Annotated in this window: 22 protein-coding genes; 10 read left to right on the top strand and 12 right to left on the bottom strand. The window is 57.3% G+C overall.

The features are described 5' to 3' along the window. Window positions 1-123 precede the first annotated feature (123 nt). From repC to repA, 3 genes are all read right to left on the bottom strand, one after another. Window positions 124-1,191: a plasmid replication protein RepC gene (gene repC, locus Q0775_RS17815; RefSeq protein ID WP_298864212.1), complete on the bottom strand. Its 1,068-nt coding sequence runs from the start codon at window positions 1,189-1,191 to the stop codon at window positions 124-126. Between the two features lie 177 nt (window positions 1,192-1,368). After that, on the bottom strand, window positions 1,369-2,328 hold the full coding sequence (gene repB, locus Q0775_RS17820) for a plasmid partitioning protein RepB (protein WP_298864215.1): 960 nt from the start codon (window positions 2,326-2,328) through the stop codon (window positions 1,369-1,371). Window positions 2,329-2,331: 3 nt separating this feature from the next. Continuing rightward, on the bottom strand, window positions 2,332-3,516 hold the full coding sequence (gene repA, locus Q0775_RS17825) for a plasmid partitioning protein RepA (RefSeq protein WP_298864218.1): 1,185 nt from the start codon (window positions 3,514-3,516) through the stop codon (window positions 2,332-2,334). 213 nt (window positions 3,517-3,729) lie between these two features. On the opposite strand from repA, the gene Q0775_RS17830 reads away from it, so the two are divergent. From Q0775_RS17830 to Q0775_RS17850, 5 genes are read left to right on the top strand one after another with little or no spacing between them, the layout of a single operon-like run. Continuing rightward, window positions 3,730-4,494: an SDR family NAD(P)-dependent oxidoreductase gene (locus Q0775_RS17830; protein ID WP_298864221.1), complete on the top strand. Its 765-nt coding sequence runs from the start codon at window positions 3,730-3,732 to the stop codon at window positions 4,492-4,494. A 9-nt stretch (window positions 4,495-4,503) separates the two neighbouring features. After that, a complete protein-coding gene (locus Q0775_RS17835; protein ID WP_298864224.1) occupies window positions 4,504-5,271 on the top strand; it encodes a crotonase/enoyl-CoA hydratase family protein in 768 nt (255 codons plus the stop codon). Next, on the top strand, window positions 5,268-5,759 hold the full coding sequence (locus tag Q0775_RS17840) for a MarR family transcriptional regulator (RefSeq protein ID WP_298864227.1): 492 nt from the start codon (window positions 5,268-5,270) through the stop codon (window positions 5,757-5,759). The genes Q0775_RS17835 and Q0775_RS17840 overlap by 4 nt, the downstream gene beginning before the upstream one ends. Continuing rightward, the gene (locus Q0775_RS17845; protein WP_298864230.1) at window positions 5,756-7,573 is read left to right on the top strand and encodes a feruloyl-CoA synthase; all 1,818 of its coding nucleotides are present in this window, start codon (window positions 5,756-5,758) and stop codon (window positions 7,571-7,573) included. Before Q0775_RS17840 ends, Q0775_RS17845 begins: the two co-directional genes overlap by 4 nt. 11 nt (window positions 7,574-7,584) lie before the next feature. Next, window positions 7,585-8,460: an amidohydrolase family protein gene (locus tag Q0775_RS17850; protein WP_298864233.1), complete on the top strand. Its 876-nt coding sequence runs from the start codon at window positions 7,585-7,587 to the stop codon at window positions 8,458-8,460. Window positions 8,461-8,462: 2 nt separating this feature from the next. Here the strand turns inward: Q0775_RS17850 and Q0775_RS17855 are convergent, their stop codons facing one another. The 8 genes from Q0775_RS17855 to Q0775_RS17890 all read right to left on the bottom strand — a co-directional run bounded on the left by Q0775_RS17855 (window position 8,463) and on the right by Q0775_RS17890 (window position 15,726). Beyond that, the gene (locus Q0775_RS17855; RefSeq protein WP_298864234.1) at window positions 8,463-8,858 is read right to left on the bottom strand and encodes a c-type cytochrome; all 396 of its coding nucleotides are present in this window, start codon (window positions 8,856-8,858) and stop codon (window positions 8,463-8,465) included. A 109-nt stretch (window positions 8,859-8,967) separates the two neighbouring features. Further along, window positions 8,968-10,119 carry an amidohydrolase gene (locus tag Q0775_RS17860; protein WP_298864237.1) on the bottom strand — a complete coding sequence of 384 codons (1,152 nt, stop codon included), beginning with the start codon at window positions 10,117-10,119 and terminating at the stop codon, window positions 8,968-8,970. A gap of 84 nt (window positions 10,120-10,203) precedes the next feature. After that, window positions 10,204-10,854, bottom strand: coding sequence for a LysE family translocator (locus Q0775_RS17865; RefSeq protein ID WP_298864240.1), 651 nt, complete (start codon window positions 10,852-10,854; stop codon window positions 10,204-10,206). Window positions 10,855-10,857: 3 nt separating this feature from the next. After that, entirely contained in the window at window positions 10,858-11,922 is a 1,065-nt protein-coding gene (locus tag Q0775_RS17870; protein WP_298864243.1) for a 2OG-Fe(II) oxygenase family protein, read from the bottom strand. Between the two features lie 67 nt (window positions 11,923-11,989). Continuing rightward, entirely contained in the window at window positions 11,990-13,318 is a 1,329-nt protein-coding gene (locus Q0775_RS17875; RefSeq protein WP_298864246.1) for an ATP-binding protein, read from the bottom strand. 152 nt (window positions 13,319-13,470) lie between these two features. Beyond that, window positions 13,471-13,812 (bottom strand): RidA family protein, encoded by a 342-nt coding sequence (locus Q0775_RS17880; RefSeq protein WP_298864248.1) that lies wholly within the window; start codon window positions 13,810-13,812, stop codon window positions 13,471-13,473. A 97-nt stretch (window positions 13,813-13,909) separates the two neighbouring features. Further along, window positions 13,910-14,095 (bottom strand): hypothetical protein, encoded by a 186-nt coding sequence (locus tag Q0775_RS17885; protein ID WP_298864251.1) that lies wholly within the window; start codon window positions 14,093-14,095, stop codon window positions 13,910-13,912. After that, complete coding sequence (locus Q0775_RS17890; protein ID WP_298864254.1) at window positions 14,092-15,726, bottom strand: FAD-dependent monooxygenase; 1,635 nt, start codon at window positions 15,724-15,726, stop codon at window positions 14,092-14,094. Before Q0775_RS17890 ends, Q0775_RS17885 begins: the two co-directional genes overlap by 4 nt. Before the next feature lie 77 nt (window positions 15,727-15,803). On the opposite strand from Q0775_RS17890, the gene Q0775_RS17895 reads away from it, so the two are divergent. The 5 genes from Q0775_RS17895 to Q0775_RS17915 all read left to right on the top strand — a co-directional run bounded on the left by Q0775_RS17895 (window position 15,804) and on the right by Q0775_RS17915 (window position 23,278). Beyond that, window positions 15,804-16,526, top strand: a complete 723-nt coding sequence (locus tag Q0775_RS17895; protein WP_298864258.1) for a helix-turn-helix transcriptional regulator — start codon at window positions 15,804-15,806, stop codon at window positions 16,524-16,526. A gap of 5 nt (window positions 16,527-16,531) precedes the next feature. Then, window positions 16,532-18,169 (top strand): GMC family oxidoreductase N-terminal domain-containing protein, encoded by a 1,638-nt coding sequence (locus Q0775_RS17900; protein WP_298864261.1) that lies wholly within the window; start codon window positions 16,532-16,534, stop codon window positions 18,167-18,169. 68 nt (window positions 18,170-18,237) lie between these two features. Then, window positions 18,238-19,287: a TAXI family TRAP transporter solute-binding subunit gene (locus Q0775_RS17905; RefSeq protein ID WP_298864264.1), complete on the top strand. Its 1,050-nt coding sequence runs from the start codon at window positions 18,238-18,240 to the stop codon at window positions 19,285-19,287. Window positions 19,288-19,367: 80 nt separating this feature from the next. Then, window positions 19,368-21,719, top strand: coding sequence for a TRAP transporter fused permease subunit (locus tag Q0775_RS17910; RefSeq protein WP_298864267.1), 2,352 nt, complete (start codon window positions 19,368-19,370; stop codon window positions 21,717-21,719). Beyond that, the gene (locus tag Q0775_RS17915) at window positions 21,716-23,278 is read left to right on the top strand and encodes a sulfatase-like hydrolase/transferase (RefSeq protein ID WP_298864270.1); all 1,563 of its coding nucleotides are present in this window, start codon (window positions 21,716-21,718) and stop codon (window positions 23,276-23,278) included. Before Q0775_RS17910 ends, Q0775_RS17915 begins: the two co-directional genes overlap by 4 nt. A gap of 3 nt (window positions 23,279-23,281) precedes the next feature. On the opposite strand, the gene Q0775_RS17920 is transcribed toward Q0775_RS17915, so the two are convergent. Further along, window positions 23,282-25,717, bottom strand: coding sequence for an FAD-dependent oxidoreductase (locus Q0775_RS17920; protein ID WP_298864273.1), 2,436 nt, complete (start codon window positions 25,715-25,717; stop codon window positions 23,282-23,284). Between the last annotated feature and the right edge of the window lie 33 nt (window positions 25,718-25,750).

The following is a 25,750-nucleotide window of genomic DNA, read 5'->3' on the forward strand; positions in this document are numbered from 1 at the left end:
CTGGTATTTCCTTAAGTTGTTGCGCAAAGTCATCGCCCCAAAACCCTATATCGCGAACGCCAAAGCAGTAAATGTCAATTAGTACCTTGTTTTCGTTATGTATTTTGGATTGTCAGCTGACAATTAAGCCTCCGGCGCCGTGGTGCATCGTTTTAGAAGATAGTCAAAATCAATGCCACCTGACACATGGCGCTGGATGAGTCGTTGCAAGTAGCCAGCAGGATTATGGATGCGTCCGATATTCTCAAGAATACACAGGACTGATGTAATGGCACGCTTTGCTCCCATTTGCTGTGTCGCGCGTCCATAGAGGGGAAGGTCGATACCGATCATTGGGCACAGAGCATACGCACATCGTGACAAGTCCTGCCAATTCTGCGGGGGCTCTGGGAAAAAGCTCTGGTATTCTGAGCAATGGGAAACAACATCCTCAAAGCTCGGTGTATCCGTTGGACCGCTTTTTTTAAGAGAGGTTGGTTTTTCAGAATAAGTTTTAATTTCAGGTTGTATGTGCCGCTCATTTTGGGCGTCAGCGTCGCTCATTTCGCTTGCATGAAGTTGGACATCAAGGTGATCAAGAGCCGCAACGAGGGTTGCTTCGTCAGGCTTTCGGCGCAGTAGTTTGAAAGTATCATCCGTAAGATCAGACGGCCCCTGTGTATCAATGAGACGTTGACGTAATGATGCAACTTCGGCGCGAAGCGATTGCAAATGCATACGACGATTTGAGGCGACTTCACTTGCTGCGATGATCTGCGGGGCCAACCGTGCCATAGGCGACAGATCAAAGCCAAAGGCGATGCGCGCGTCCCCTGCCCCACATCTACGTGCAAACCGCTTCCTGTTGGCGCTGTCGTGACGGCTGACAATTCCGGCACTTACCAATGTTACCAAATGACGGCGCAGCGTGCTTTCGGGCATTCCGCCAAGGCGCTCTGACAATGTGCGGTTGGCGGGAAAGACGATGCAACTGTGACGGGCGGTGCTGATCATGCGATCTGGATGAAAGCTGATCAAGGCCCGCAGCACGGAAAGGCTGCGGTGGGTGAGGCCGAAATCCGTGGCTGCATCGGTGAGGGCAGACAAAAGCTGCCACTTGTCGAGCAGGTTTTCCTCATCGACAACGCGTGCGGATTTTATTGGGACAGCCGAGATCTGCCGCCCAAACGATGTTTGGTGGTCCTGTTTCATCACATAATCACGAAAGACAAAGAGATACCGGCACTGCACCGCGATGCAGAGTTGACAGAGTTTACGGTGGGGGCTATCTCAGATGTGCAAAGATCGAGAAGGGCCTTCCGGAAGTAATTCTGGGGGGCTTTTCTTTTTTGTCCTTAGGGTCGTGCCTTTCTTGTTGTTGCTTCTTCCTCAGTCATCGCGCCGCTGTGTTCCCCAGCGGTCGTGAAGCTCTTGCAGCAGGCCTTCGGCGTTGCTGTTGATCCACGCGTCAAACCCGTCAGCGCCCTTTGCGCTGATGTTGAGAGTGACGCCCTTGTTCGTTGTCTTGATGTCGCCCAATGCCTTGCCGCCTGCATCACGCAGGGTGCGCGGCTTTGGCTTTGCTGTGGGCTTTTTGGGTGTGCTGCGCGTGGCGCGGTCAAACACAGCTTCAAAGCGTGCGTCCGAGTCGAGCTGCGCAAAATCTGGCGTGTTCATCAGTGCACTGGCATGCCCGCGGCTGTTGTTGTCTTCCAGTGCCTTGGCAAGTGCCATCCAACGATCCCGCCCGATGCCCGGCGCACTGCCAATCTGGCGCAGGAAGGGCAGGGGGAAGGCAGTGCCGACTTTGAGCATCCTTGAGAGCATCGGCAAATCAATCGAAAGTGCATCCGCGATTGTCTGCCGTGCGTAATCTTGTGCGGCCAGTTGCGCAGTAAAAGACGCTTTTTCGATAAAGCTGAGATCCTGACGGGCGGTGTTCTCCTGACCTTGCGCCATAACCAATGCGTGATCGTCCAGCTGCCTGATCATCGCCTTCACAGGCTGGCCAAGGTCGCGAAGCGCTTTCAGACGGCGGCGACCATAAACAATCTCATAGCGGCCAGCAGTTTTGTGATGCGGGCGCAAAAGCACGGGCACTTGCTGGCCGTAGGTTGCGAGGCTCTCGCGTAGCTGCGATTGCGCGGCATCGTCCACGCCTAGGCGGTCTTCGACACCGGCATCGTCAATAAGGCTTGGATCGATCTCCTGAACTGCGTTCTCTTGTAGCTTGGTCAGCGAGGATTGCAGCGCACCAACAGCGCCGCGCGGGGCTGTTGGTGCGTCAGCGGGACGCCTGCGCTCAGCCTTTGCAGGAAGATCTCCACCCAGAATACCTTTTCGTGCCATAACTTAACGCCCCCATGCTTGTTGCAGCAGCATTTCAATCTCGTCATTCACAAGATTGAGTGAATCCAGCGCACGGTCATAGGTGTTGCGATGGAACGCACTGCGCTCCACTTCATAGATGGTTTGCTGGGTCAGCCCCGCATCGCTAATCGCAGTGGATTTGAGCATGGGGGCCACCATCACCTCATCGCCAAACAACTGACGCAAGAATGCTACGACCTGTTGTTGGGGCCCGTCATTCGGCTCATAACGGTTGATGAGGAAGCGCATGAAGTCAAAAGTCATGTTTGCCCCTGCGTTAGAGACTACATCGAGCAGGTCCGCACTCATTTGAAGGAACTGAGACATGGACGCCACGTCGAGCATGTTGGGTACAATTGTGATCATCACACCCGTCGAAGCACAAAGCGCCGAAAGCGTCAGATAGCCGAGTTGCGGTGGGCAGTCAAAGATGATGACATCGTATTGATCCTCAACCTCCTGCAAGGCAGCAGCCATCCGCGCATAAAACGCGGGCTGGATGTTGTTGCGTAGTGCTTGAGGCGTTTCATGCTCGAATTCCTGCAAGAGCAGACCGCCAGGCGCGAGGTCGATGCCCGTGAAAAACGTCTTTTGGATAATCTGCGAAAAGGGCAGGGGATCATCATAGCGGATCGCGTCATAGATCGTGCCAGAATTCAAGAAGTCCACTTCGGGTCTATAGCCAAACAGGGTGGTTAGAGACGCTTGGGGGTCGATATCGACAGCCAGCACCCGCATACCTTTGAGGGCCAGACGCTGGGCCGCGTGAATGGCGCTGGTGGTTTTGCCAGAGCCGCCTTTGAAGTTCAGAAAGGAGAGCACTTGTACCTTGTCCCCCTCACGCCGCCCACGCATATAAGTTCCGGGGATCTTGGCGGAGGCTTCGAGGATTTTGCGGATTTCCAGAAGCGTTTCGGCGTCGTAATGCCTGCGACCGCCTGAACTAGACTCTACATCGGGGATTTTCTCGTCAAAATGTAGTTTGCGCAGAAAGCTGGTGGAGATGCCGAGCATCTGCGCGGCTTCCCCAGCAGAGAAGCGGCGCAACTCTTTTTTCGCATCGGGGGCGAAGACTTTGAGCATGTGGCTGTCGAGGGCCGCAGCGAGGTCTTCCGCATTCTCGCGAATACGGGTATTAATATTGAACTGCGCAAGCCGCTCTGCCATGGGTTCTGTCCGCCTGTAAACGAAGGCTCTGCGGCCTTCTTCGAGTAACGCTTTATTTCGCCAGCGCCTTTAATATCGTTTCTTAGCGGAGAATCGATACGTTTGGCAACTGATTCCTGAACAGTGGTAAAACAGCCGTCGAAAAAGAAAAGCTATACAGAGCTGTCAAAATTGTTATGACTTATAACTAAATGACACATGAAGGGCTTTCACATGGATATTTTTGGACAGGTTGCATTGGTTACAGGCGGCGGTAGTGGGCTGGGTGCAGCTACGGCGCGGCACTTGGCAGCACAGGGCGCAAAGGTTGCGATCCTTGATTTTGACATTGCCCGCGCGCAGGTTGTGGCCGACGAGATTGGCGGCATTGCAGTGCAGGCCGACGTGAGCGATGAGGCGGCAGTAAGCGCAGCCTTTGATGCGGCCACTGCACATTTCGGATCGGCACCGCGCATCGCTATCAGCTGCGCAGGCATCGGGCTTGCTGCACGGATCGTGGGCCGCGAGGGGAAGCTGTCGTTTGATGTGTTCGAGAAGACGCTCAAGGTGAATCTTTTTGGCACATATAATGTGATGAGCCACGCGGCGCGCCGCATGTCCGAGATGGAGCCGATGGAAGATGGCGAGCGTGGTATTGTGATCAACACCGCTTCGGTTGCGTTTGAGGACGGTCAGTTGGGGCAGGCGGCCTATGCTGCATCAAAGGGCGCGATTGCGTCGATGTGTTTGCCTGCCGCGCGGGAGCTGGCCCAGTCGGGCATCCGTGTGATGGCGATTGCACCGGGTCTGTTCATGACCCCGATGATGGAGAGCCTGCCCGAAGAGGTGACAACCAAGATCACGGCGAACATTCCCTTTCCCGCCCGCTTGGGGGCGCCGCATGAATATGCGCTGCTGGCAGAGCAGATCATTGCAAACAGGTTCCTGAACGGAACCACAATCCGGTTGGACGGCGCTGTGCGCCTGCCGCCACGTTAAGGAAAGCTGATGTCAGAACCCGTGCTCAATATCGAGGTCGACGGCCTTGTGGCGACCCTCACCATGAACCGCCCTGACAAGCGGAACGCGATGTGTGAAGAGCTGATCAATGCGATCGATGCATTCTTTACCACGCCACCCAAGGACGTGCGTGTTGTGATTTTGACGGGCACGGAAGGGCATTTCTGCTCGGGCCTTGATCTGTCGGAGCATGTGCACCGCACGCCCGAGGAAAACCTCTATCACTCGCGGCACTGGCATAGTGTGATGGACAAGATCCAGTTTGGCGGTCTGGCCGTTGTGTCGGCCATGTACGGGGCGGCGATTGGGGGCGGGCTTGAACTGGCGGCGGCGACCCATGTGCGGATCGCGGAGCGTTCAACCATCTTCCAGTTGCCCGAGGGGCGGCGCGGTATTTTTGTCGGTGGTGGCGCTACTGCGCGTGTGGGCCGCCTGATCGGGGCGGACCGCATGACAGAGATGATGCTGACAGGGCGCAAGTACACTGCGGATGAAGGGCAGGCCCTTGGCCTGTGCCATTACGCAGTGGACGAGGGTGCGGCGATGACATTGGCCGAAGAGCTTGCCGGTAAGATTTCGCGCAACGCGCCGTTGTCAAACTACATGATGATCCAATCGATTGCGCGGATCAATGACATGTCGCAAAGCGACGGGTTGTTCACGGAATCGCTGGTCGCGGCCATGTCGCAGACTACACCTGACGCGGAGGAGGGGCTGCGCGCATTCCTTGAAAAACGCGCGCCCCAGTTCAGATGACGCGGGCGCAGAAAACAGTCTCTAACATAGGCGATACCGTCATTGTGCATGAAAGCGAGACGCTTGACCAACTGTTCGGCTACCACCTCAAACGGGCGATGAATGTGTTCCAAATGGACCTTAAGCAGACGTTGAAGCCGTTTGACCTGCGCATGCTGACCTATACCGCACTGGTGATGATCGTCGAGAACCCGGGCCTGCGGCAATCGCAACTGGCCCATGCAATGGAGGTGGAGCGGCCCAATATGGTTGTGATCATCGACACGCTGGAAAACCGTGAATTGATCACGCGCGATCCTGTGGTGACAGACCGCCGCGCCTATGCGCTCAACGCGACGCTGGCGGGGCGGCGCTTGGCGGAGAAGGCGACGATTGCCGTGCGCACCCATGAGGAACGGCTGTTACACGCCGTACCGCCAGAGCGCCGCGAGAGTGTGATTGCGGCACTCACATTGATCCGCACCATCGGGGGAGGGGAGACCACATGAAACGGACCACAGATTTTTTACCGCATGCTGTAAAGCGGGAGGACCGCGCCGACGGGACGATCCTGTTGACCTCCGAATATCCTCTGGGTGAGGTTACGCAGCGCACGGGCGATTGGCTTCACCATTGGGCGGACGCAGTACCAGAACAGGTGTTTATTGCAGAGCGGAGCGGTGCGGGCTGGCGCGAGGAAAGCTATGCCGAGACATTGGGCCAAGTGCGTGCCATTGCGGCATCGCTGCTGGGGCGGGGAATGGGGCCGCACACGCCGATCCTCATCATGTCGGGCAACGGGGTGGATCACGCGCTGATCACCATGGCCGCGCATTACATTGGCGTTCCGACTGTGCCGGTGGCCGAGCAATACTCCCTCATCACCGGCGCGCACGGGCGGTTGAAACAGGCGATTGATCTGGTGAAACCCGCCATGGCCTATGTGGTGGATGCGGACCAATATGCCGCCGCCCTTGGGACAGATATGCTCGACGGGATCGAAGTTGTGGCGAGCAGGGTTGGCGGCAATGCAAAGGTCACTGCCTTTGACGATCTGCTCAAAGGGGTGGGGGGTGTTAACGTGGATGGCGCATTTGCCACAGTCACGCCTGACACGATTGCGAAAATCCTGATGACCAGTGGTTCGACCTCCGCGCCCAAGGGGGTGCTGACGACCCAGCGCATGATGTGCGTGAACCAGACCCAGTTGCGCGATGTGATCCCGTTTCTAAGCATGCGGCCCCCGCGTGTGGTCGACTGGCTGCCATGGAGCCATGTGTTTGGTGGATCGCATAATTTCAACATGATGCTGGCCAACGGCGGAAGTTATTACATCGACGATGGCAAACCCGCACCGGGATTGTTTGATCGCACGCTTGAAAACCTCGGGATGGTGACGGGCAGCATTGTGTTCAACGTGCCTGTTGGCTTTTCGATGTTGCTGGGCGCGTTGAAGCAGGATCAAAGCCTGCGTGAAAGGTTCTTTGCCGATCTGGATATGTTGTTTTACGCAGGCGCGTCGCTGCCGCAGGATGTCTGGGAAGGGTTTGAGGCCTTGGCGATGGAGATTAAGGGTGAAGTGCCGCTGATGACCTCCTCATGGGGCCTGACCGAGACGGCACCCGCCACGATGATGCAGCAGGAACCGACAGAGCGGTCGGGCGTGGTGGGCGTACCGATGACGGGTGTCACGCTCAAGCTGGTGCCGGATGCTGACATGCGCTGCGAAGTGCGGGTGAAGGGGCCGAACATCATGCAAGGCTATTTCAACGCGCCAGAGCAGACGGCGGCGGCGTTCGATGACGAGGGGTTCTTTATCACCGGCGATGCGATGGCTTTTGTCGATCCTGCGGACATGAACAAGGGTATGCGGTTTGACGGTCGGATATCGGAGGACTTTAAGCTCCAATCAGGCACATGGGTCCGCGCGGCGGCCCTGCGTCTGGATATGCTGGCCGCTTTGGCGCCACTGGCCGCTGATCTGGTGGTGACGGGGCAGGACCGTAGTGAAATCGGGCTGATGATTTTCCCCAACCGCGCAGCACTTGAGGCGGAGGGGTATACGCTGGAGCAAGAGGATGGCGCACTTACCTGTCCAGCACTTCTGGCGGAACTCACGCGGCGGCTGCGCCTGTGTGCGCAGGAGGGGGCGGGGTCCTCGACCCGTGTGGTGCGTGCCGTGATGCTGGCAGAGCCGCAGTCCCTCACCGACGGTGAGATTACGGCCAAGGGCAACTTGAATTTCCGTGCTGTGCTGACGCGCCGTGCGGGGCTGCTGAAGCGGCTTTATGAGGATGGTGCCACTGGCATCGCGACACTGTAAGGAACGACAAAATGGTAGATTTTTCCAAAGTCCGTGCGATTGATTTCCACACCCATGCGGAGGAGCCTTGTGGCTGTCACGCCGATGATGGCTATGACGATTTGCAGGCCACGATGGCCAGCTATTTCCGTGCGCCATGGAAGCATCCGCCGACCATCCCCGAGACGGCGCAGCATTACCGCGACCAGAACATTGCCGCCGTAATCTTTCCGGTCGATTCAGAGCGCGAGACGGGCTATCGCCGTTATAAGAACGAGGAAGTGGCCGAGTTGGCTGCCGAGAATGACGACGTGCTGATTCCGTTCGCCAGCATCGACCCGCATAAGGGCAAGATGGGCGTGCGCGAGGCGCGGCGGCTGATCAAGGATTTCGGCATCAAAGGGTTCAAATTTCACCCTACAATGCAGGGATTTTACGCCAATGACCGTATGGCTTACGGCCTCTATGAGGCGATTGCGGAGGAGGGGGGTATTGCCCTCTTCCATACAGGGCAGACGGGTGTTGGATCGGGCATGCCCGGCGGCAACGGGATGCGGCTGAAATACTCCAATCCGATGTATATGGATGATGTGGCGGTGGATTTTCCCGACATGAAAATCATCCTCGCGCACCCCAGTTTCCCGTGGCAGGAAGAGGCGCTGGCCGTGGCCCAGCACAAGCCCAACGTTTATATCGACTTGTCAGGGTGGTCGCCTAAATACTTCCCTGATATTCTGGTGAAGTACTGCAATTCGATCCTCAAGGATAAGGTGCTGTTTGGCTCCGACTGGCCGATGATCTCTCCCGAGCGGTGGCTGTCGGATTTCGAGAAGATCGCGATCAAGGATCACCTGCGCGAGAATATCATCAAGGGTAATGCGATGCGCCTGTTGGGTGTGAGCGAGTAGCCTTACTTCTGGATGGATTCGAGATAGTCGAGCATATCCTCGAATGCCGCCTCCAACACTTCACCATCTGCGCCGCCGTCGGGATAGACATGGCGCAGACCCGTGTTGGCAAATTCGGGCATGGCGGCGGCGGGATTGTCGGGATTGTTTAGCCCCATGACAAAGCGGCGGACATATTCACGTGGAAAGGTGCCATCGTTGCGCTGACTTAGCACGGTGAGATCGGGAGGCGCTACACCCAGACCCAAGGAAGCCTCCCCCGCGCCCGCACCTGTCGCGCCATGACATTGAGAGCACTCTTTTGCAAAAACGTCCTGTCCGCGTTTGATCGCGGCGGCGGAGTTAATCGTCGCTGGATTACAGCCCATGAGCAGAGACGTGCATAATGTAAGAGTCACGAATGAAGTGTGCTTCATGGTGCGGGATGTCTCCGGTTGAGGGCTGTGAAATGCCACGATAGCCTATTCTAGGCTTGAGTTGATTGATCTGTGTCAAGCGCGTGGTGGCCTAGACCCGTCCAAGCAGGTCACGGGTAATACGCTCGAAAATAGCACTGCCAACGGGGATGAGGTCATCGTCGAAATCATAGTCGGGATTGTGCAGGGCGGCGTAATCCTCCCCCGGTCCGAGGCAGAGCATCGCGGCCTTAGCATCCCAACCGAAAACGCCAAAATCCTCCGAGGCACGCATCGGTACACCCGTATCGCCGTATGGCACGCCAAGGGCATCCATTGCTTGCGTTGCCACAGCAACAGCCTCTTCATCATTGATAGAAGCGGCGAAATTGTCGTGGACCTCGAAGGTGACGCCCAACCCGAATGTCTCAGCCGCTTGGGTGGCGAGGTCGCGTGCGCTGCGTTCAAGCGCCGCCATACCCGCGTCACCCGCAGTGCGCAGAGTGGCAAAAATCACGCCCTCCCCCGGTGCGATGCCGAATGTCGGCTCCCCGATATTTACATGAGTGATTGTGACAAGGCGGAAATCATCATCCAGCGCACCGCCCGTTCCCAAGGCGTCCAGTGTCGGGATCAGCGAGGCAATCGCAGAGGCGGGGGAGATGCCGTCGTCAGGATCGGCGGCATGGGCAGTTTTTCCTGTAAAGGTGATTTTCAGCCCTAAAGAGGCGCAGTTGATCAGCCCCGCACAGGTGGCGACAAAGCCGAAGGGGCGGCCCGGCTCAATATGAATGGCAAAGGCCCAATCGGGTTTGATCTGTTGAAACGCAGGATCGGCCACAACAGCCTTTGCGCCGCTACCGTCCTCTTCAGCGGGTTGAAACATCAGCACCACGCGGCCTTGTGCAACGGGACGCCGCGCGATCATCCGCCCCAAGGCGAGCAGCATGGTCATATGCCCGTCATGGCCGCAAACATGGCTTTTGCCTGCAACTTGGGAGGACCACGGGATGTCGTTGATCTCTGCTATGGGAAGGGCGTCAAGCTCGGCGCGGAAAAGCACGGTGGCTCCGTCAATGCCGCTGTCGAACACTGCCGCAACACCGTGGCCACCCAGCCCTGTGAGAATGAATGAAGGCGCAAGCGCAGTAAGTGCCGCCTTGATGGTGGCTGCGGTTTGCACTTCCTGCCCCGACACCTCGGGGTGGCTGTGCAGGTCGCGGCGGAATGCGGTCAACTCTACGAGATCGGAATTTGTCAGCATGGAGTGTACAGCGCCTCATTGTGTCCCAACGCCATTGTGCTGCACCCCGCGTGATAAGTCGAGTTTGCAGACGCGCCCGCAGGTTTAGATAAAGCCCAAGTGCAAGTTAGCCGCGATGAGGATCAGAATTGAACCACCTGCCCATGCCATGCCTTCGCGCAGCTTTTGCTGCTGGTTAAGCCGATTGGTAAGCGAACCGCCCATATAGGCCACCAGAATATCAGAAGGAATTGCAGTGAGCGGCACCAATGCGCCAAGGATGAGTAATTGATTTCGCACATCGTTAGTGGTGCTGTTCTGTGCCGCTTCTACAAAAGGAGGCAGGAAGAGCGCAAAAAACAGTACCGTTTTGGGATTGAGCAACTCAACGATGACACCCTGCCAGACAATGGCCGAGATCGGTTTGGATGCGAGTGTGGTCACTTCCAGTTTGGCGCGGGACGCAGCACGCGCGCGCCAGATCATTTCGAGCCCCAACCAGACCAGATACACAGAGCCAACATACCTAAGGGCCACCACAATATTTGGAACCTGCTCAAAGAGTTGGGCCAGCCCCAAAGCGGTGGCGATGGCCAAAGCCATCCCGCCAAGGGCCAGCCCAAAGGCCGATGCGTAACCCGCAGTGCGGTTTTGACCGACGCTGTGGGACAAGACATAGAGCATGGACGGGCCAGGTGTCGCGCTCAGGAAAAACCCTGCGACCAGCACAGCAAAAATGTTATCGATCGGTGGCATATATCAATTTGTACCTTGCTTTAACCGACCTTCAAACGGGTTGAGGACAGCCGTGTCATTGCCCGCATTTGCAACTGCGCTTTTCTCGACACGGTCGCGCAAGTAGGGGAAATCCCGTACCAGCATCCGCTCAAGATGTGCGCCTGCATAGAAGGGCTCATACTTGGATTTTTGCCCGACTTCGAGCAGCTGCGCAAACGGTTTTATCAAAGTATTATGGTTAGTTGCGACAAAATAGGGCAGGGAATACCTCTCGGGGCGCAGGTTGAGAACGCGGTGGGGCGTCGAGCGGAAAATGCCATTGCTCCACGCCTCCATCATGTCGCCGATGTTGACGACCAAAGCATCGGGATCGACAGGCACATCGATCCATTGGTCGTCTTGGGTCATCACCTGAAGCCCCTGATTGCGGGTGTGCAGCAGGGTCAAACATTCATAATCGGTATGTGCCCCCATGTTGACCGATTTACGCTCGACTGTGGCAGCCTGACGTACGTAGTGGAGCAGACGCAGCTGCGAGATCGGTTTGCTCATCTGGTCGGTCATGGATCCTGCGGGCAGACGCAGATGCGCCTCAAGCGCGGTTGTCACCAAACGGCCAAGCGCGGAGATTTCAGAGTAATACTGCGATACCGTCTCGCGAAATCCTGTAAGCATGGGCCAGACGTTTGGCCCCAGAACGCGATTGCCAGCGAGGTAGTCGGGATCATCATGCGGCAGATCAAGTCCCATATCGAAGGCTTCATAGCTGCGGTGCACTTCGTCCGGATAATCGCCCTTTTCTGTGAAGGGGACATAGCCGCGATGGTTTGTGCTCTTGCCGATATAATACTGGTTTTTGAACTCTTCCTGAAGGCCAAAAAATTGTTCAGCGACACGGTAAACTTCGTTAACGGTTTGGCGGTCGATGCCGTGATCGCATATGCGGAAAAACCCGAATCTGCGGGCAGCATCCCCGATGGCATCGGCCGCATCCATGAATTTTCGCGGGTCGCCTGTTTTTAGCCCTTCGACGCTAATCAATGGTAATTGAACAGTTTTCTCAAGTGTTGAGTTGGCAAAAGTCATCGTATCCCCCTTCTGATGGCATTTACCTTTTGTTAAAGCGCATTGGTTAACAAAATCTTTCGAAGGGTCACTCAGCGGGAAAATAGAGGTGAAAAGTCGAGCCTTTGCCAAGGTCGGATTTCACTTCGACGGTGCCGCCCGATTGCCGCATGAAACCCAGCACCATAGACAGGCCGAGGCCTGTACCATCCCCCACGGGTTTGGTGGTGTAGAAGGGGTCAAAAATCTGCTGTAGGCTTTCTTGGGCGATGCCTGTGCCACTGTCACTCACGCTCAGGCGAACATAGTTTCCGGGCAAAAGGGTGGTGGAGAGTGTTTGCTGCTCGTGCAGGCCTTGGCTGACGTTTTTGGTAGAGATCGTGATGGTACCAAGGCTGTCCATGGCATCGCGGGCATTGCCCAGAAGGTTTGCTACTACCTTTTCCAGAACGCCCAGATCGACCTCAACGCTGCGCAGATCAGGCGCTAGGTCAAGCTTTACTGCACCATATTCACTGCTGTCGGCCACAGACCTTATGAACGTATTAAGATCGGTTGTTTGGGGGTTCAGCCGGGTGCGCTGGGAAAAGGCGAGCATCGACTGGATCACCGCAACACCGCGTTTCGCGGCAGTTTGTGCGGCGTTCAATGTTTCGGTTGGTAGCCCAGCGGGGATGTCCTCTTCAAGGAACTCAAGATTGCCCGAGATGACGGTAAAGAGGTTATTAAACTCATGGGCAAAGCTGCCTGTGAGGCGGCCAACCGCCTCAAGCTTGCGGGTGTTGAACAGCTCTGCTTCAAGCGCCTTGCGATTGGTGGACTCGCGGCTGAGTTGGGCATGCGCCTCGACCAGATCGTGATAGCGCTGCTGCGAGCGCTCGGCCTCTGCCAGTAATTCAAGCTTGGCCCCTGTGAGTGCGGCGATGGTGATGAGCACTTCGAGTTCACCATCGCCAAAGGCGTTCGGTTCGGGGTGTTCACTATCAATGACACCGACGACACGGTTGTCACATAAAATGGGTACACAGATTTCCGAACGGGCCTGCTGGGTGTCGGTTATGTAATGCGCATCCAGTTTCAGATCGTGAACCACGATTGCCTCGCGGCGCTCTGCGGCCTGACCTGTTATACCATTGCCAAAGGGGATTCTCAGCGGGTTTAGTATATTGCGACCAAAGGGATTCTTCTCGCCAAGGGCTGCGACCTGAAGCAGCTCTGTCTGGGAGTCGTTGGCCTGATAAATGACGCAGTCGTTGAACTTGAGCCGACCAACAACATTTTGGGCCACGTACCAAAACAGGTCTTCGACACTGGGTATTGAAATCAGGTCCACAGCAAATGAATTAAGTATTCTAAGCGTTGTAATGTCGGTGTCTTGAACAGTATTTTCTCTATTTTCACCGTCTGGTGCGTGCATATTTATTGCCCCCTTCCGGCATTAGCTTATTCAATATAAACAACTTTTTCGAAAATTGGTAAATAAATTTCACTTTTGATCAAAATAAGCAGTCGGTTGCGCAAAATCCGCAACCGCCGTGTTTTATCGGTTCTCAATTTCGTAGGTAGCGCTTAGGAATAGGCCGCTTCGACGATGAACTCGACTTTGAGTTCGGGGCGCGCCAGTTTGGCCTCGCCGCAGGCGCGTGTGGGGGCATGACCCGCTGGAACCCAAGCGTTCCACACTTCGTTAAGGCCTGCAAAATCGCTCATATCAGCGAGCCATATGGTCACGCGCAGCATGTGTTCGCGCGATGATCCTGCCTGCACCAGAAGGGCGTCGATTTTGTCGAGACAGGCGTGGACCTGATCCTGAATCGTCTCCCCTTCGGCGACCTGACCCGTGAGGTAGGCAACGCCGTTATATTTCACGATTTTAGAGGAGCGTTCACCTGGTTCAATGCGTTCGATCATGGTCATATTCCTGTGCTGGTTGTTGGCACGGTTATGGGTGCAGGGGGCAGGTTAGGCAAACCCGAAATCGGACCAGAGCAGGGATATTGCGAAAACGTCAGTCCGCGATGTCCAGATTAGCGCGGGCCTGCGCGATCAGGGAAAGCACGCGCGGGGCGTCGCCAATTTCATGCGATAGCAGGAGCGCGAGTTTGGCCAGAAAAAGCTCCCCCTTTTTCTCGCCGACGGCATCAAGGGTTTCAGCAAGCGCGTCATAAACGGTTTCGACATCGGTGCTGTTCATATTGTGGCTCCTGTCAGGGCGTGGGTCAGGCCGTCTGCGATCTGTATTGGGGTTGCTGTATGCCAACGGGCCGCGATGTGCAGATCGGGGCGGATGAGATAGACGCTGTCTGCTCCTGCCGCGAGGCGCTGCGCCCCTTCTGAATCTTGAGGAAGCAGGATGACCTTCACTCCTTCAAGGTTGATGGCATCGGCCAGCGTCTCGTTGAACACCACGACCGAGAAGCCAGCCCCCAGCAGATCAACCAAGTGGCCTGCTTCGCACTGCGCGTCGGGCAGAATGGCGCCTGCAACAGGGCCGCCATTGAACATAGGATCATCGGCGATCACAGCCGGACTATCCGCATAGGTATAAGGCGTCATCTGGCGCGGGTTGGCGAGCCGCCCTGCGAAGGGATGGCTCAGTGCGAGGTTCAGCGCGGCATCGCGCATTAGGGTCCAGCCACGGGTGGGCGGCGTCATAAACCGCGCTGATTGTGTGGCATTTGCAAAGACATCCAACGTGGCGCCCCGCCGCTCGGGCGTGTAGCTGTCCAGCAGGCTTGGCGCGGCCTTGCCGTTCAGAACCCAGCCGAGTTTCCATGCGATGTTATGGGCATCGGCGAGGCCATTGTTCAGCCCGCGCACGCCAAAGATTGGCACGATATGGGCGCTGTCACCGATAAAGAAAATGCGCCCGTCGCGGTAATCGTCAAGGGCCAGTGTATTCGCGGAATAGGTGCTCCACCACTCAAGCTCCCATGGACCGTCATAGCCGATTTCCTCAAGAACTGCCGTGACGGAGGCGCGGACGGTGGCCTCCTCCATCGCGTGTGCGCCGTCTTCATCATCGGCAAGCTGGTAGTCGATGCGCCAGATATCGTCGGGTTGTTTGTGGATCAGAATGGTCGCACCACGGCGGCAGTCCGGGTCAAAAAGCGCGCGGCGGATGGTGGGATAGTCATGCGGCATCTGCACATCGGCGATGACATAGCGCCCCTCGTAGTTGTCCCCTTTGAGGCGCAGGCCGCGCATTTTCCGCATCTGGCTGCGCGCGCCATCAGCGGCGAGCACCCAATCGGCGTTGAGGGTGTATATGCCGTTCGGGTCTGTGACTTTGAGTTGCACGGTGCTGTCGTGATCCGATACCCCTGCGACTTCGCTCTGCCAGCGCACTTCGATCAGCGGTTCTTTTTCAACGGCGTTCCAAAGGAACTGTTCGATATACTGTTGCTGGAGGTTGTACATGGGGCGATATTTCTCGGATGCGCTGTCGGGCATCTGGAATTCAAGGATTTGTGTACCGCGGTAAAAGCTGCGGCCTGTGGTCCAGCCCAGTGCCTTTTCCAGAAACGGAGCTGCGGCGCCGATACGCTCGAATATATTGATGCTGGAACGGGCGATGCAAATGGCGCGGCTGCCGTCGTTGAAGGTCGATTTATTGTCGAACAGGATCGAGCGGATGCCCTCCCGCGCCAGCCCGAGGGCGGCGGTCATGCCGATGGGACCTGCGCCCACAATCGCGACAGGGGCGGGGTTGCCCGAACCGGTGCTTCGCACAGGCGCGTCAAAATGCGGATAGGTGAAATAGAGTGAATCGGTCTCGCTGCGCCCTTCGGGTCTCATCGTATCCTCCACGTTTTTGCACATCATAGGAAGGGTCCGCTGTTGTGTCTGTCCTCTTTGGGAGGGGACATGCTTTTGAGGCAAAGCCATGCTAGGTTTTGTCGATGAATGCGACAGCACACCATATTGATCTATGTCTTGCCCATCTGGGGCAGGCGCGTTTTGCGCAGGTGTTTTGCGATTTTGTCGAGACGCTTGAGATTGACCAGATCATGGTCTTTTCCATCGAGGCGCAGGGAGCCTCCTGCCTGCTGTCGCGCCATTTTCGTGAGGGCGCTTTGGCCGATGTGCTGGCGGCGCAATACCTTGACGGCTGGTACAAGCAGGATCCCCTGCTGCCAAAGCTCCTTGCGGCGGAGCCTGATACGATTACCCTGTGCACATTCGAGCAAATCCAGAGCGGGATGAGCGACGCTTACCGCCAGATTTTCTTTGACGCACCCGGATTGTATGCGAAAACGACCTTGATAGGGGTGCGGCGTGATTTGCGGCTGTTTATCAGTCTCTATCAAGGGGATTTAACAGCTGTTCAGCCTGATCCGGCGCTTGCGCGGTTGGTGGGACGGCTGGCGCTTTTGCATTTTGACCAGCTGAGGCAATCGGACCATCCAGCGCTGTTGGACGTCCTCAGCCTGCGGGAGCGGGCGGTCTGTTCGGGGATGCTGGCGGGGCAGAAGGCCGAAGAAATTGCGGCGCAGATCGGGGTCGCGCCCTCGACTGTCGTGACCTACCGCAAGCGGGCCTACGGAAAGTTAGGCATCAGCTCACGGGCGAGCCTGTTTGCGCTGTGTCGTGCAGGCGATCCAGCTGTGTCGACAGAGGAATAAGCGCCATGTCGCAACGTGATCTCGAGTTTGATTATGTCGTTGTGGGCGGGGGCGCTGCGGGTTGTGTCCTTGCCGCGCGTTTGGCGGCGGAAAGTGATGGCACTGTTGCGTTGCTGGAGCGGGGGCGTCGCGATACAAACCGCTGGATTCATATCCCCGCTACCTTTTTCAAGGCGCTGCAAAGTCAGGATAGTGACGCGGTGGTGTCCGAGCCTGATGCCTCGCTCAACGGGAAGCCCATTCCCGTGCCGCAGGGCAAAGTGTTGGGCGGCGGGTCGTCGGTGAATGGCATGATCTATATGCGCGGCCAGCACCGTGACTATGACGATTGGGCGCAGGTGCATGGCTGCACGGGCTGGTCCTTTGCCGAAGTCCTGCCGATCTTTCGCAGGCAGGAAGCGAACACGCGGCTGGATAATCCTTTTCACGGGACTGCGGGCAAACTGGTGGTGGCCGACCCCTCCGCGCCGCATCCTGTGGGGGCGCAGATTATCGCGGCGGCGGTGTCCGCAGGCATCGCGCCCACGGATGATTTCAACGGGGCCGCGCAGGAAGGCGCGGGGTGGTATCAGGTCACTGCCCACGCGGGGCAACGCCAATCTGCGGCGCATTGCTTTTTGCGGCCCGAACTTGATCGCGAAAACCTGAGCGTTCTGACGGGGGTTCTTGCCTGCCGCATCGACATTCAAAACCGTCGCGCCGTGGCAGTGGAAGTGCGCAATGACGCGGACGTGGTGCAGACCATCAAAGCGCGGCGGGAGATCATCCTGACGGCGGGTAGTTTTCACAGTCCCAAGCTGCTGATGTTGTCAGGCATCGGGCCGCGCGATGAGTTGGAGCGTCACGGCATCGCGATTGTGCATGAGGCCGATGAGGTCGGGCGCAATTATCAGGATCATGTGGGCGCGCCCGTCACGCGGCATCTGGTAGGGGCAAAAGGGCTTCACGGGGCCGATCGTGGTTTGGCCGCATTGAAACACGGGTTTGATTATTTTCTGCGCAATCGCGGGTTGCTGACCTCGAACCTGTTGCAAGCTGGGGCCTGTGTGGACACAAGCGGGGAGGGCAGGGCGGACGTGCAATATAACTTTGCCCCCTTTGCCCCTGGCGCACCGGGTCAAGCGCCGCTGGGCTTTCACGCGATGCAAATCCATCCCATGACCATGCGGCCCAAGTCGCGGGGGCGTTTGGGGCTGAGGTCGAAGGACCCGAGTGACGGGCCGAAGTTTTTTGCAGGTGTGCTGGGACATGAGGACGATATGGACACGCTGCGGCGCGGTGTGTGGCTGGCGCAGGACATCTATAGACAGCCGGAGTTAAAAGAGATCATCGGCGATGAGGTCTGGCCCAGACCTGATGTCAGGACGCAAGCGGGGTCAAACCGCCTTGATGATGCGATCCGCGATCATGCCCGTACGATATTTCACCCTGCTGGAACCTGTCGTATGGGGCCGACCCCTGCGGCCGTGGTGGACCTTGAGCTGAGGGTGAATGGCATTGACGGGCTGCGTGTGGCGGATTGTTCGATCATGCCTGCGCTTGTTTCTGGCAATACAAATGCACCGACGATGATGATTGCGGACCGCGCGGCCGATTTCATTACTGGGAGTAAAAAGTTGACGCAGGCTTCCGAAAAGTCATAAATTCGTTGACTCAACGCGTCATTAGTTAACAGATTAATGAATAATAAAAAAAGTTCTGGGAGGAACACATGTCAAAACATTATCTCGCGGGGGCGATCATCGCCGCCAGCCTTTTTGCAGCACCTGCATTTGCCCAAGCCAACCTGACCGCCGAGACAGCATCTGCTGGCGGTTCAACGCATTTGGCGCCGTCGCACCTGACCGAAGTGACTGGCACGCGCGGCATTGCCAACATCCAGCTGGCCGAGGGCCAGACGCTTACCAACTCGATCCAGAACGTGGCCGAGGGTAAAACAGATATCGCCAGCGCGCCGCACATCCTGCCGTTTTTGATGAGCCGCGGTGTCGGTCCCTACGGGAAGCTGGGCAAGGAAAAGGGGGCCGAACTCGCCTCCAACCTGCGCTCTATCTACCCTTACACGCTGGGGATTTTCTTTCTCTATGCCTATGATGCCAAAAACCTCGGTGGCTGGGACGATCTCGAGGGCAAGGTGCTGTTTAACGGCCCGCCACGCGGGGGTGCCTTGAACAATGCCCGCACCATGATCGAGTTGATCACGGGTCTTAAGGATGGCGACGGCTACACTGGTATTCAGGCCAACTGGGGTCAGGCGACGGCAGTCATTAGCGGCGGGGAGCCGGACGGCGTTGTTCTGCCAGAGCTGTTCCCGAACACGCGGGTTTCCACGCTTGGCTCCTCGGGCAAAGTGACCGCATGGTCAATGCCCAAGGATGTCTATGAGAGCGAAGCGATGCAGAAGTATATGAAAGCGCCGGGCAGTGCCTCGGTCGAGCTTCCTGTTGCTGATCTTCAGGCCGCGATGGGCGATGATTGGACTTTTGTCTCCGAGGACGGCACCTTCCGTGCGCTGGCAACCATTGGCGGTGATGTGGTGAACAAGGATATGGATGAACAGCTCGTCTATGATCTGGTGTCTGCCTATATCGCCACGCTGGATGAGTTGAAGGCCAAAGCGCCGTTTGGCAATACGGTCAACTATGACAACCCCGGATTTGGCATGTGTGGTGCGAACCCGATGAAGTACCACAAAGGGGCTGCCCGCGCGTGGGAAGACGCCGGTTTTGAAGTGCCTGATTGCGCAAAAGATGAATCTTAAGCCAACCCTCTAACGACAAACCGCCGCCCCTGTTTAACCATCGGGGCGGCGGCCTTTTCAGCGCTTGGGAGAATGATGTCATGACGGATCAAACCGATCAGCCAGCGGATGCGGGGTTCTTCCCCAATCGGGCGGTTTATGTCGTGGCGCTTGTCTTTGTGGTGCTGGGTATCCTGAACAGCATGCCCACCATTCCCGGCTGGGATGATATGTGGCGTAATGTGACGGGTGTGGAAAAGCTCAAGGTGCGCAATTTCGCGACCGAGATTTTCTATCCTATAATTTTCTTTGTGATGATGCTGGTGGTCGCCCTCAAGCATTCCATGTGGCGCGACTGGCAAGGGACAAGCCGCGCGTGGTTTGGTTTGTTTATGGATGTGGCGCTGGTCGGGGCTGCGGCGGCGATTTCGCTGACGTATCTCATCGAGATTGACAGCGTATGCATGATCGACGTCATGACCGGAGAGCGCGCACGTCTGATTGCAGCGACGCTTGAGGCCGAGATTGCCTTTGCGCAGGACATGGGCCTGCCTGTGCCGCAGTCGGTGGATGATCCGGGATGTGTCTCGACCACGGGTGTCTGGCTGGTGGCGATCATGGGCATCTCGATCCTTGTTTTCCTAGCTTATAATATCAAGGTATGGGGGCTGCCGCTGGTCCTCGTGTCCCTGCTTATCGCGTTTTATACGATCGGCACGGTGCTGGTTTGGTATTTCCACGGACCTGACGACATCAACAAATACCTGATGACAAAGCTGGGCGGCGAGCCGCGCCAGTTTATCGACGGACGCCCGAATGTGCATGATGCCCTGGTCAACAATGCCTCCGGTATTCTTGGGCGGTTTATGAACATCATCATGAACGTGGTGTTTCCCTATATCATTCTGGGCGCTATGTTCGGCAAATCGGCTGGTGGTCAGTCGCTGATCAAGATCGCCTTTCGCTGGACGCGGCACCTGCGCGGTGGTCCTGCGCATGCTGCGATTGTGTCCTCTGCAATGTTTGGTACGATCACAGGCGGACCTGTGGTTAACGTGCTCTCGACGGGTGTCCTCACGATCCCGATGATGCTCAAGCGCGGGTTTTCGCGGACCTTTGCGGGTGGGGTTGAGGCGGCGGCCTCCTCTGGTGGATCGATCATGCCGCCTGTGATGGGGGTCGCGGCGTTCATTCTTGCCGCGCTTACGGCAGTGCCCTACCGCGACGTGATTATTGCGGCTACGCTCCCCGCGATGGCCTACTTCTTTTGTCTGTTTCTCTCGGCGATGTTCCAGTCGCGCAAACAGGGGATTGAGGCCTTTGGCGAATTAACTCCTGACATGCATCTATCCCGTCAGGACTACTTGCACCTTGCTCAAATCTTCTTGCCCATTTTGCTGATCTTGTTCCTGCTGCTGACGCCAAAGGATGGCATCGGCTGCGGCTGGTTCGGCGCGCTTTTCGGGGTTGAGACGGTGATCCGGGGAGACGCATGCAGTGCTGTGAACCTGCCATGGTTCTTTGAAGCCTTACAAAACGCGGCGGGGGATGCGGGGGCCACGGGGTGGTGGGCCGCTGCTTTTGTGACGGTACTGCTGTTTCTGGATAAAGAGTTCCGCAAAAAGCCACGCCTTGTGCTGGATGCGCTGGCTGAAGCGGGGATCACGATTTCCTCGCTCTATCTGATGTTTCTTGCGGTTACCGTGATTGATGTTTGTCTCAGCTTTACAGGTCTGTCCAAGTTTGTGGGCATCGACATTCTAAGCTTTCTGATCTCGCTTGATCTCGGGGGGGACGGCTCTGACTTCCTCATGTTTGTGGCGCTGTTTATCACCATGTTGTTGGCGGTTTTGCTGGGTATGGGGATGCCTGCGGTGCCTGCCTATATCAATGTAGCCCTCCTGATGGGGCCGATGTTGGTTGGTCTGGGGATTGCTACGCTGACGGCGCATATGTTCATCTTCTACTTTGCTGTGGCCTCGGCCATCACACCACCTGTTGCACTGGCCGCTTTTGCGGCGTCGACCATCACCAAGGCTGACCCCATGGCGACAGGATTTAGTGCGGTGCGCTCTGGCATTGTGATGTTTGCTATTCCCTTTGTCTTTGCCTTCTACCCTGAATTTCTGCTGATCGAGCAAGCGTTGATTGATCCCGCCTCGCCCAGTGGGGCGCCTTTGGCAGGCTATGAAAACGGTGTGAGTTGGCCCTCCTTCTTATGGCTTCTGGCGCGGTTGGTGCTGGCGCTTTATCTGGTGGCCAGTGCGCTGGCGCGGTTTGATGCGGCGGCACTCGGGATGGGGTGGGTGTTTGGCCGATTGGCATTGGCGGTGTTGGTCATGTTGCGGCCCGAGGTGATCCATGTTTCGGCTGTTGGCGTGACCATTGCGATGCTGGTCTGGCACCGTGCGCAGGCCGGCAAAGCGCCCCCGCTGGAAGGGGCAACAGCATGACCAAGCGTCCTAATTTCCTGTTCATCATTACGGATCAACAGCGGTCGGATTGGCTGGGATGCTACGGACATCCAGTGCTGAAAACGCCCAATATTGATGCTATCGCTGCGCGGGGTGTGCGGTTCGAGAACTTTCACGTGGCCACACCAGTCTGTATGCCAAACCGCGCAAGCCTGCTCACAGGGCGCTATCCCAGCCGTCATGGGCTGCGCCACAATGGCTGCCGCCTGCCGCTGTCGGCCAATACATTTGTGGACCAGTTGGCGGAGGTGGGATACCATACAGCCGCCATCGGGAAGAGCCATTTGCAACCCTTCACGGGCATGACCCCTTTGGGCCAGACCGAAGAAGAGATCGCTGCGCGCGCGGAAGCGTGGAAGCCTGACACGGGCGACTATACCCAAGAGGAACCGGGCCAGTATGACAGCGCGGGGCGTTATAGCTTCAAGACGCCCTACTATGGCTATCAGCATGTGGATATGGTCACGACGCATGGTGACCGTTGCGGGGGACATTACCAACAGTGGTTCCGCGAAAATGCCCCCGATTGGGAGGCGTTGCATGACGACGCCAACCAGTTGCCGCATGACTATACCTGCCCGCAGGCCTATCGCACGCCGATCCCTGCGGAGCTATATCCGACCGCCTATGTCCGTGACCGCGCGATTGACTACCTCGACAGCCGTGTGGGCGAGGATGATCCCTTCTTTGGGTTTGTCTCCTTTCCCGATCCGCATCATCCATTCAATCCCCCGGGCAAATACTGGGACATGTATAGCCCTGATGATTTCGAAGTATCACTGCCTTATGCCGCGCATAAAAACCCCACGCCCCCGATGCAGTGGCTTGAGAACAACTGGAAGACAGGCGGCGGGCAGAAGCTGCCGCAAGAGGCGATGATGCTGAATGATCGACAGATCAAAGAGGCGATGGCGCTGACCGCTGGCATGATGGCTTTTGTCGATGATGCGGTGGGCGATATTATGGGAGCACTTGAGCGAAACGGGCAGTTGGAGAATACCATCATCTGCTTTACCTCCGATCACGGCGACTACCTCGGGGATTTCAATTTGATGCTCAAAGGGGCGCTGCCGTTCAAGTCCATCACGCGGGTGCCTTTCATCTGGTCGGACCCTTTGCAGCGTGATGCGGCGACTTCGCCCGCGTTGGCTTCCACTGTTGATCTGGCTGCGACGATCCTCGAACGTGTGGGCATCGCGCCGTTTAATGGCAATCAGGGCAAAAGCTTTAAATCCGCGCTGGAAGGTGGGGCAGGGGTGCGCGACGAGTTGTTGATTGAATTTAACGATGGCGGCAACCGCCTCGGGTTTGACAGCCCTGCGCGGGTGCGCACGCTGCTCACGCCCGACTGGCGCTATACCATGTACCGCGATCAGGATTGGGGAGAGTTATATGACCTCACGCACGACCCTGACGAGACCCATAACCTTTGGGATGATCCTGCGCATTTCATCACACGCGCCCATCTGGCCGAGCGGCTGACCCATCACCTGACCGCGCAGATGGATGAGAGCCCCTCGGCCAATCGGGTGGCCTGACGGCTAGCTGCGGACCAGCGACATGGTGGGATCATAGATGCCCGCGTCGCAGACAGTGGCGCGGACACGCTTGCCCAGCATATCAATCTCTACCTGCGTTCCGACCTTGGAGAATTCAGGGTCTAAAAAGGCCAAAGCGATGTTTTGCTGTGTGCGGTGGCCAAAGCCGCCAGAAGTCACAGTGCCCACGACACTGTCCGCTTCCATAACGCTGGCACCGCCATGCGCGGGGGCGTCTTTTGAATCGACAAGCATGGAAACCAGTTTCTTTGTAGGGCCTGCGGCGACCCGCTTCTCCAGTGCTGCCTTCCCCACAAAATCGTCCTTCTCCATCTGGACGAACCGATCCAACCCAGTCTCAAAGGGGTCGAACTCTGTGAGGATTTCGGCCTTCCAGTGCAAATACCCTTTCTCGAAACGCATGGAGTCTACCGCGTGCGCACCGAACAAGCGTAGGTCATGCGCTTTGCCAGCCTCCCGTAGGGCCGTGTAGGCGGCATAAAGTGACGCGTTGGGGATGTGGATCTCATAGGCCAACTCCCCCGAGAAACTCACAGCCATAACAGTGGCAGGGGCGAACCCGATGAAGCATTCGCGCACCGACAGCCACGGGAAGGCCGCCTTGGACCAGTCCGCGCGGCTGACCGCTTGCATCACATCGCGGGCTTTGGGACCTGCGAGAACAAGGATGGTCATGTCATTGGTGAGGGATTTAAGCTGAACATCTTCGTCGGGGTTCAGATGGGACTGTAGCCAGTCCATATCGTGAAACTCTGACGCGGCGGCAGAGCCATACCAGATGCGCGCAGGTCCGCGATCAGAGGCGGGGATGTTGGCGAGTGTCGCCTCCGCCTTGAGCATACCGTGCTGGTTGAGCAGGTAGGCGAGCCCCACGCGCCCGTCCTTGCGCGGCAAGCGTCCGCAAATCATGCGGTCAAGGAAGCTTTGCGCATCACTGCCTGTAATCTCGATACGGTTGAAACCGTTGACTTCGCACAGGCCGACGTTATTTTGCACGGCGGCGACTTCTTGCGCGACAATAGGAAACGTCTCGTCGAAGTGGAAACCATGGGTGACGTGGAAATCGGGGGAGGGTTTGAAGAACTCCGACCGCTCCCAGCCGTTGACCACGGTGAACTCAGCGCCCTCAGAGGCGAGAACGGGAGTGAGCGGTGTTGTCTTGGCCATGCGCCCTGCGGGGCGATGTTCGTTCGGGAAGTGGAAGCGGAATTCGTTCTGGTAATCCTCGATCGCCTTGAGGGCCGTCAGTTCGACATTGGTGTGGCCGACAAAGCGGCGCGGGTCGATGCACCAAGTGTCATAGCATGCCTCACCGTGCACGATCTGTTGCGCCAGCATCCAGCCATGGCCTCCCCCCTCACCAAGGCCCGCACGCAGGCCGATGATGCAAAAGGCGTTACGCTTGTTCGGGATAGGACCGACCAGCGGTGCGCCGTCGATGGTATAGGTGATGGGGCCGTTTACGATGTTCTTGATGCCGACTTCGGTGAGGGCTGGCATCCGCTCGAACGCGCCTTCGAGGACATCGGTGATGCGGTCCAGATCGTCGGGGCAAAGGGCGTTCACAAAATGCGGATCGATCCCGTCCATCCCCCATGTGCGGCAGTCCTGCTCGTAGAACCCCACCAGCAGGCCATTCTTTTCCTGACGGCAGTAATAGTCGCTGATCGGGCAGCGCAGCAGGGGCATGCGGTGGCCAGCATCGGCAATGGCGGGGATGTCTTCGGTGACAAAATACTGATGCTCCATCGACATAACAGGATGGTGCACACCCATCATTGCACCCACTTCGTTCACGCGGTAGCCGCAGGCGTTTACCACAATCTCGCAGGTGATATCGCCATGCTCTGTGTGCACGGTCCAGCTGTCGTCATTGTGCTGGGTCAGGCCCGTAACGGGGGTGTTGCGGTAGACCTCTGCGCCTGCCTTGCGCGCGCGGCGTGCAAGCGCCTGACACAGGCTGGCGGGATCAATGTCACCGTCACTGGCATCCCACAATCCACCGACCAGATTGTCAGTCGAGATCAGCGGATGGCGGCGTGCGCATTCCTCGGCGTCCAGCACTTCAAACTCGACCCCCATACCCCGCGCCATGGAGGCGAAGTGGCGGTAGCCGTCCATCTGGGCCTCGGTGTTGGCCAGCCTGATGCCGCCATCGCCGTGATTGTATCCTACGGGGTAGTCGGGATCATCGCGCAACTCTTTGTAGAGGTTGATCGAGTGGGATTTGAGGCCAACCATCGTCTGGTTCATGCCAAAATTCGTGACCTGTGCGGCCGAGTGCCATGTGGTCCCCGAGGTCAGCTCGTCCCGCTCCACCAGCACAACATCGCTCCACCCTTCTTGGGTCAGATGATAGAGGGTTGAGCAGCCGGCAATGCCGCCGCCGATAACAACGACGCGAGTGTGCGATTTCATGTGATGGACCTTTGTACAAATTTGAACGGATCA

Origin of the sequence: uncultured Sulfitobacter sp. (assembly GCF_947499945.1) — a bacterium.
GTDB lineage: Bacteria > Pseudomonadota > Alphaproteobacteria > Rhodobacterales > Rhodobacteraceae > Sulfitobacter.

Bases quoted from the DNA above. Each gene is read 5' to 3' on its own strand.
- repC (WP_298864212.1), bottom strand. From the start codon at position 1,191: ATGAAACAGGACCACCAAACATCGTTTGGGCGGCAGATCTCGGCTGTC.
- repB (WP_298864215.1), bottom strand. From the start codon at position 2,328: ATGGCACGAAAAGGTATTCTGGGTGGAGATCTTCCTGCAAAGGCTGAG.
- repA (WP_298864218.1), bottom strand. From the start codon at position 3,516: ATGGCAGAGCGGCTTGCGCAGTTCAATATTAATACCCGTATTCGCGAG.
- Q0775_RS17830 (WP_298864221.1), top strand. From the start codon at position 3,730: ATGGATATTTTTGGACAGGTTGCATTGGTTACAGGCGGCGGTAGTGGG.
- Q0775_RS17835 (WP_298864224.1), top strand. From the start codon at position 4,504: ATGTCAGAACCCGTGCTCAATATCGAGGTCGACGGCCTTGTGGCGACC.
- Q0775_RS17840 (WP_298864227.1), top strand. From the start codon at position 5,268: ATGACGCGGGCGCAGAAAACAGTCTCTAACATAGGCGATACCGTCATT.
- Q0775_RS17845 (WP_298864230.1), top strand. From the start codon at position 5,756: ATGAAACGGACCACAGATTTTTTACCGCATGCTGTAAAGCGGGAGGAC.
- Q0775_RS17850 (WP_298864233.1), top strand. From the start codon at position 7,585: ATGGTAGATTTTTCCAAAGTCCGTGCGATTGATTTCCACACCCATGCG.
- Q0775_RS17860 (WP_298864237.1), bottom strand. From the start codon at position 10,119: ATGCTGACAAATTCCGATCTCGTAGAGTTGACCGCATTCCGCCGCGAC.
- Q0775_RS17865 (WP_298864240.1), bottom strand. From the start codon at position 10,854: ATGCCACCGATCGATAACATTTTTGCTGTGCTGGTCGCAGGGTTTTTC.
- Q0775_RS17870 (WP_298864243.1), bottom strand. From the start codon at position 11,922: ATGACTTTTGCCAACTCAACACTTGAGAAAACTGTTCAATTACCATTG.
- Q0775_RS17875 (WP_298864246.1), bottom strand. From the start codon at position 13,318: ATGCACGCACCAGACGGTGAAAATAGAGAAAATACTGTTCAAGACACC.
- Q0775_RS17880 (WP_298864248.1), bottom strand. From the start codon at position 13,812: ATGATCGAACGCATTGAACCAGGTGAACGCTCCTCTAAAATCGTGAAA.
- Q0775_RS17885 (WP_298864251.1), bottom strand. From the start codon at position 14,095: ATGAACAGCACCGATGTCGAAACCGTTTATGACGCGCTTGCTGAAACC.
- Q0775_RS17890 (WP_298864254.1), bottom strand. From the start codon at position 15,726: ATGATGTGCAAAAACGTGGAGGATACGATGAGACCCGAAGGGCGCAGC.
- Q0775_RS17895 (WP_298864258.1), top strand. From the start codon at position 15,804: ATGAATGCGACAGCACACCATATTGATCTATGTCTTGCCCATCTGGGG.
- Q0775_RS17900 (WP_298864261.1), top strand. From the start codon at position 16,532: ATGTCGCAACGTGATCTCGAGTTTGATTATGTCGTTGTGGGCGGGGGC.
- Q0775_RS17905 (WP_298864264.1), top strand. From the start codon at position 18,238: ATGTCAAAACATTATCTCGCGGGGGCGATCATCGCCGCCAGCCTTTTT.
- Q0775_RS17910 (WP_298864267.1), top strand. From the start codon at position 19,368: ATGACGGATCAAACCGATCAGCCAGCGGATGCGGGGTTCTTCCCCAAT.
- Q0775_RS17915 (WP_298864270.1), top strand. From the start codon at position 21,716: ATGACCAAGCGTCCTAATTTCCTGTTCATCATTACGGATCAACAGCGG.
- Q0775_RS17920 (WP_298864273.1), bottom strand. From the start codon at position 25,717: ATGAAATCGCACACTCGCGTCGTTGTTATCGGCGGCGGCATTGCCGGC.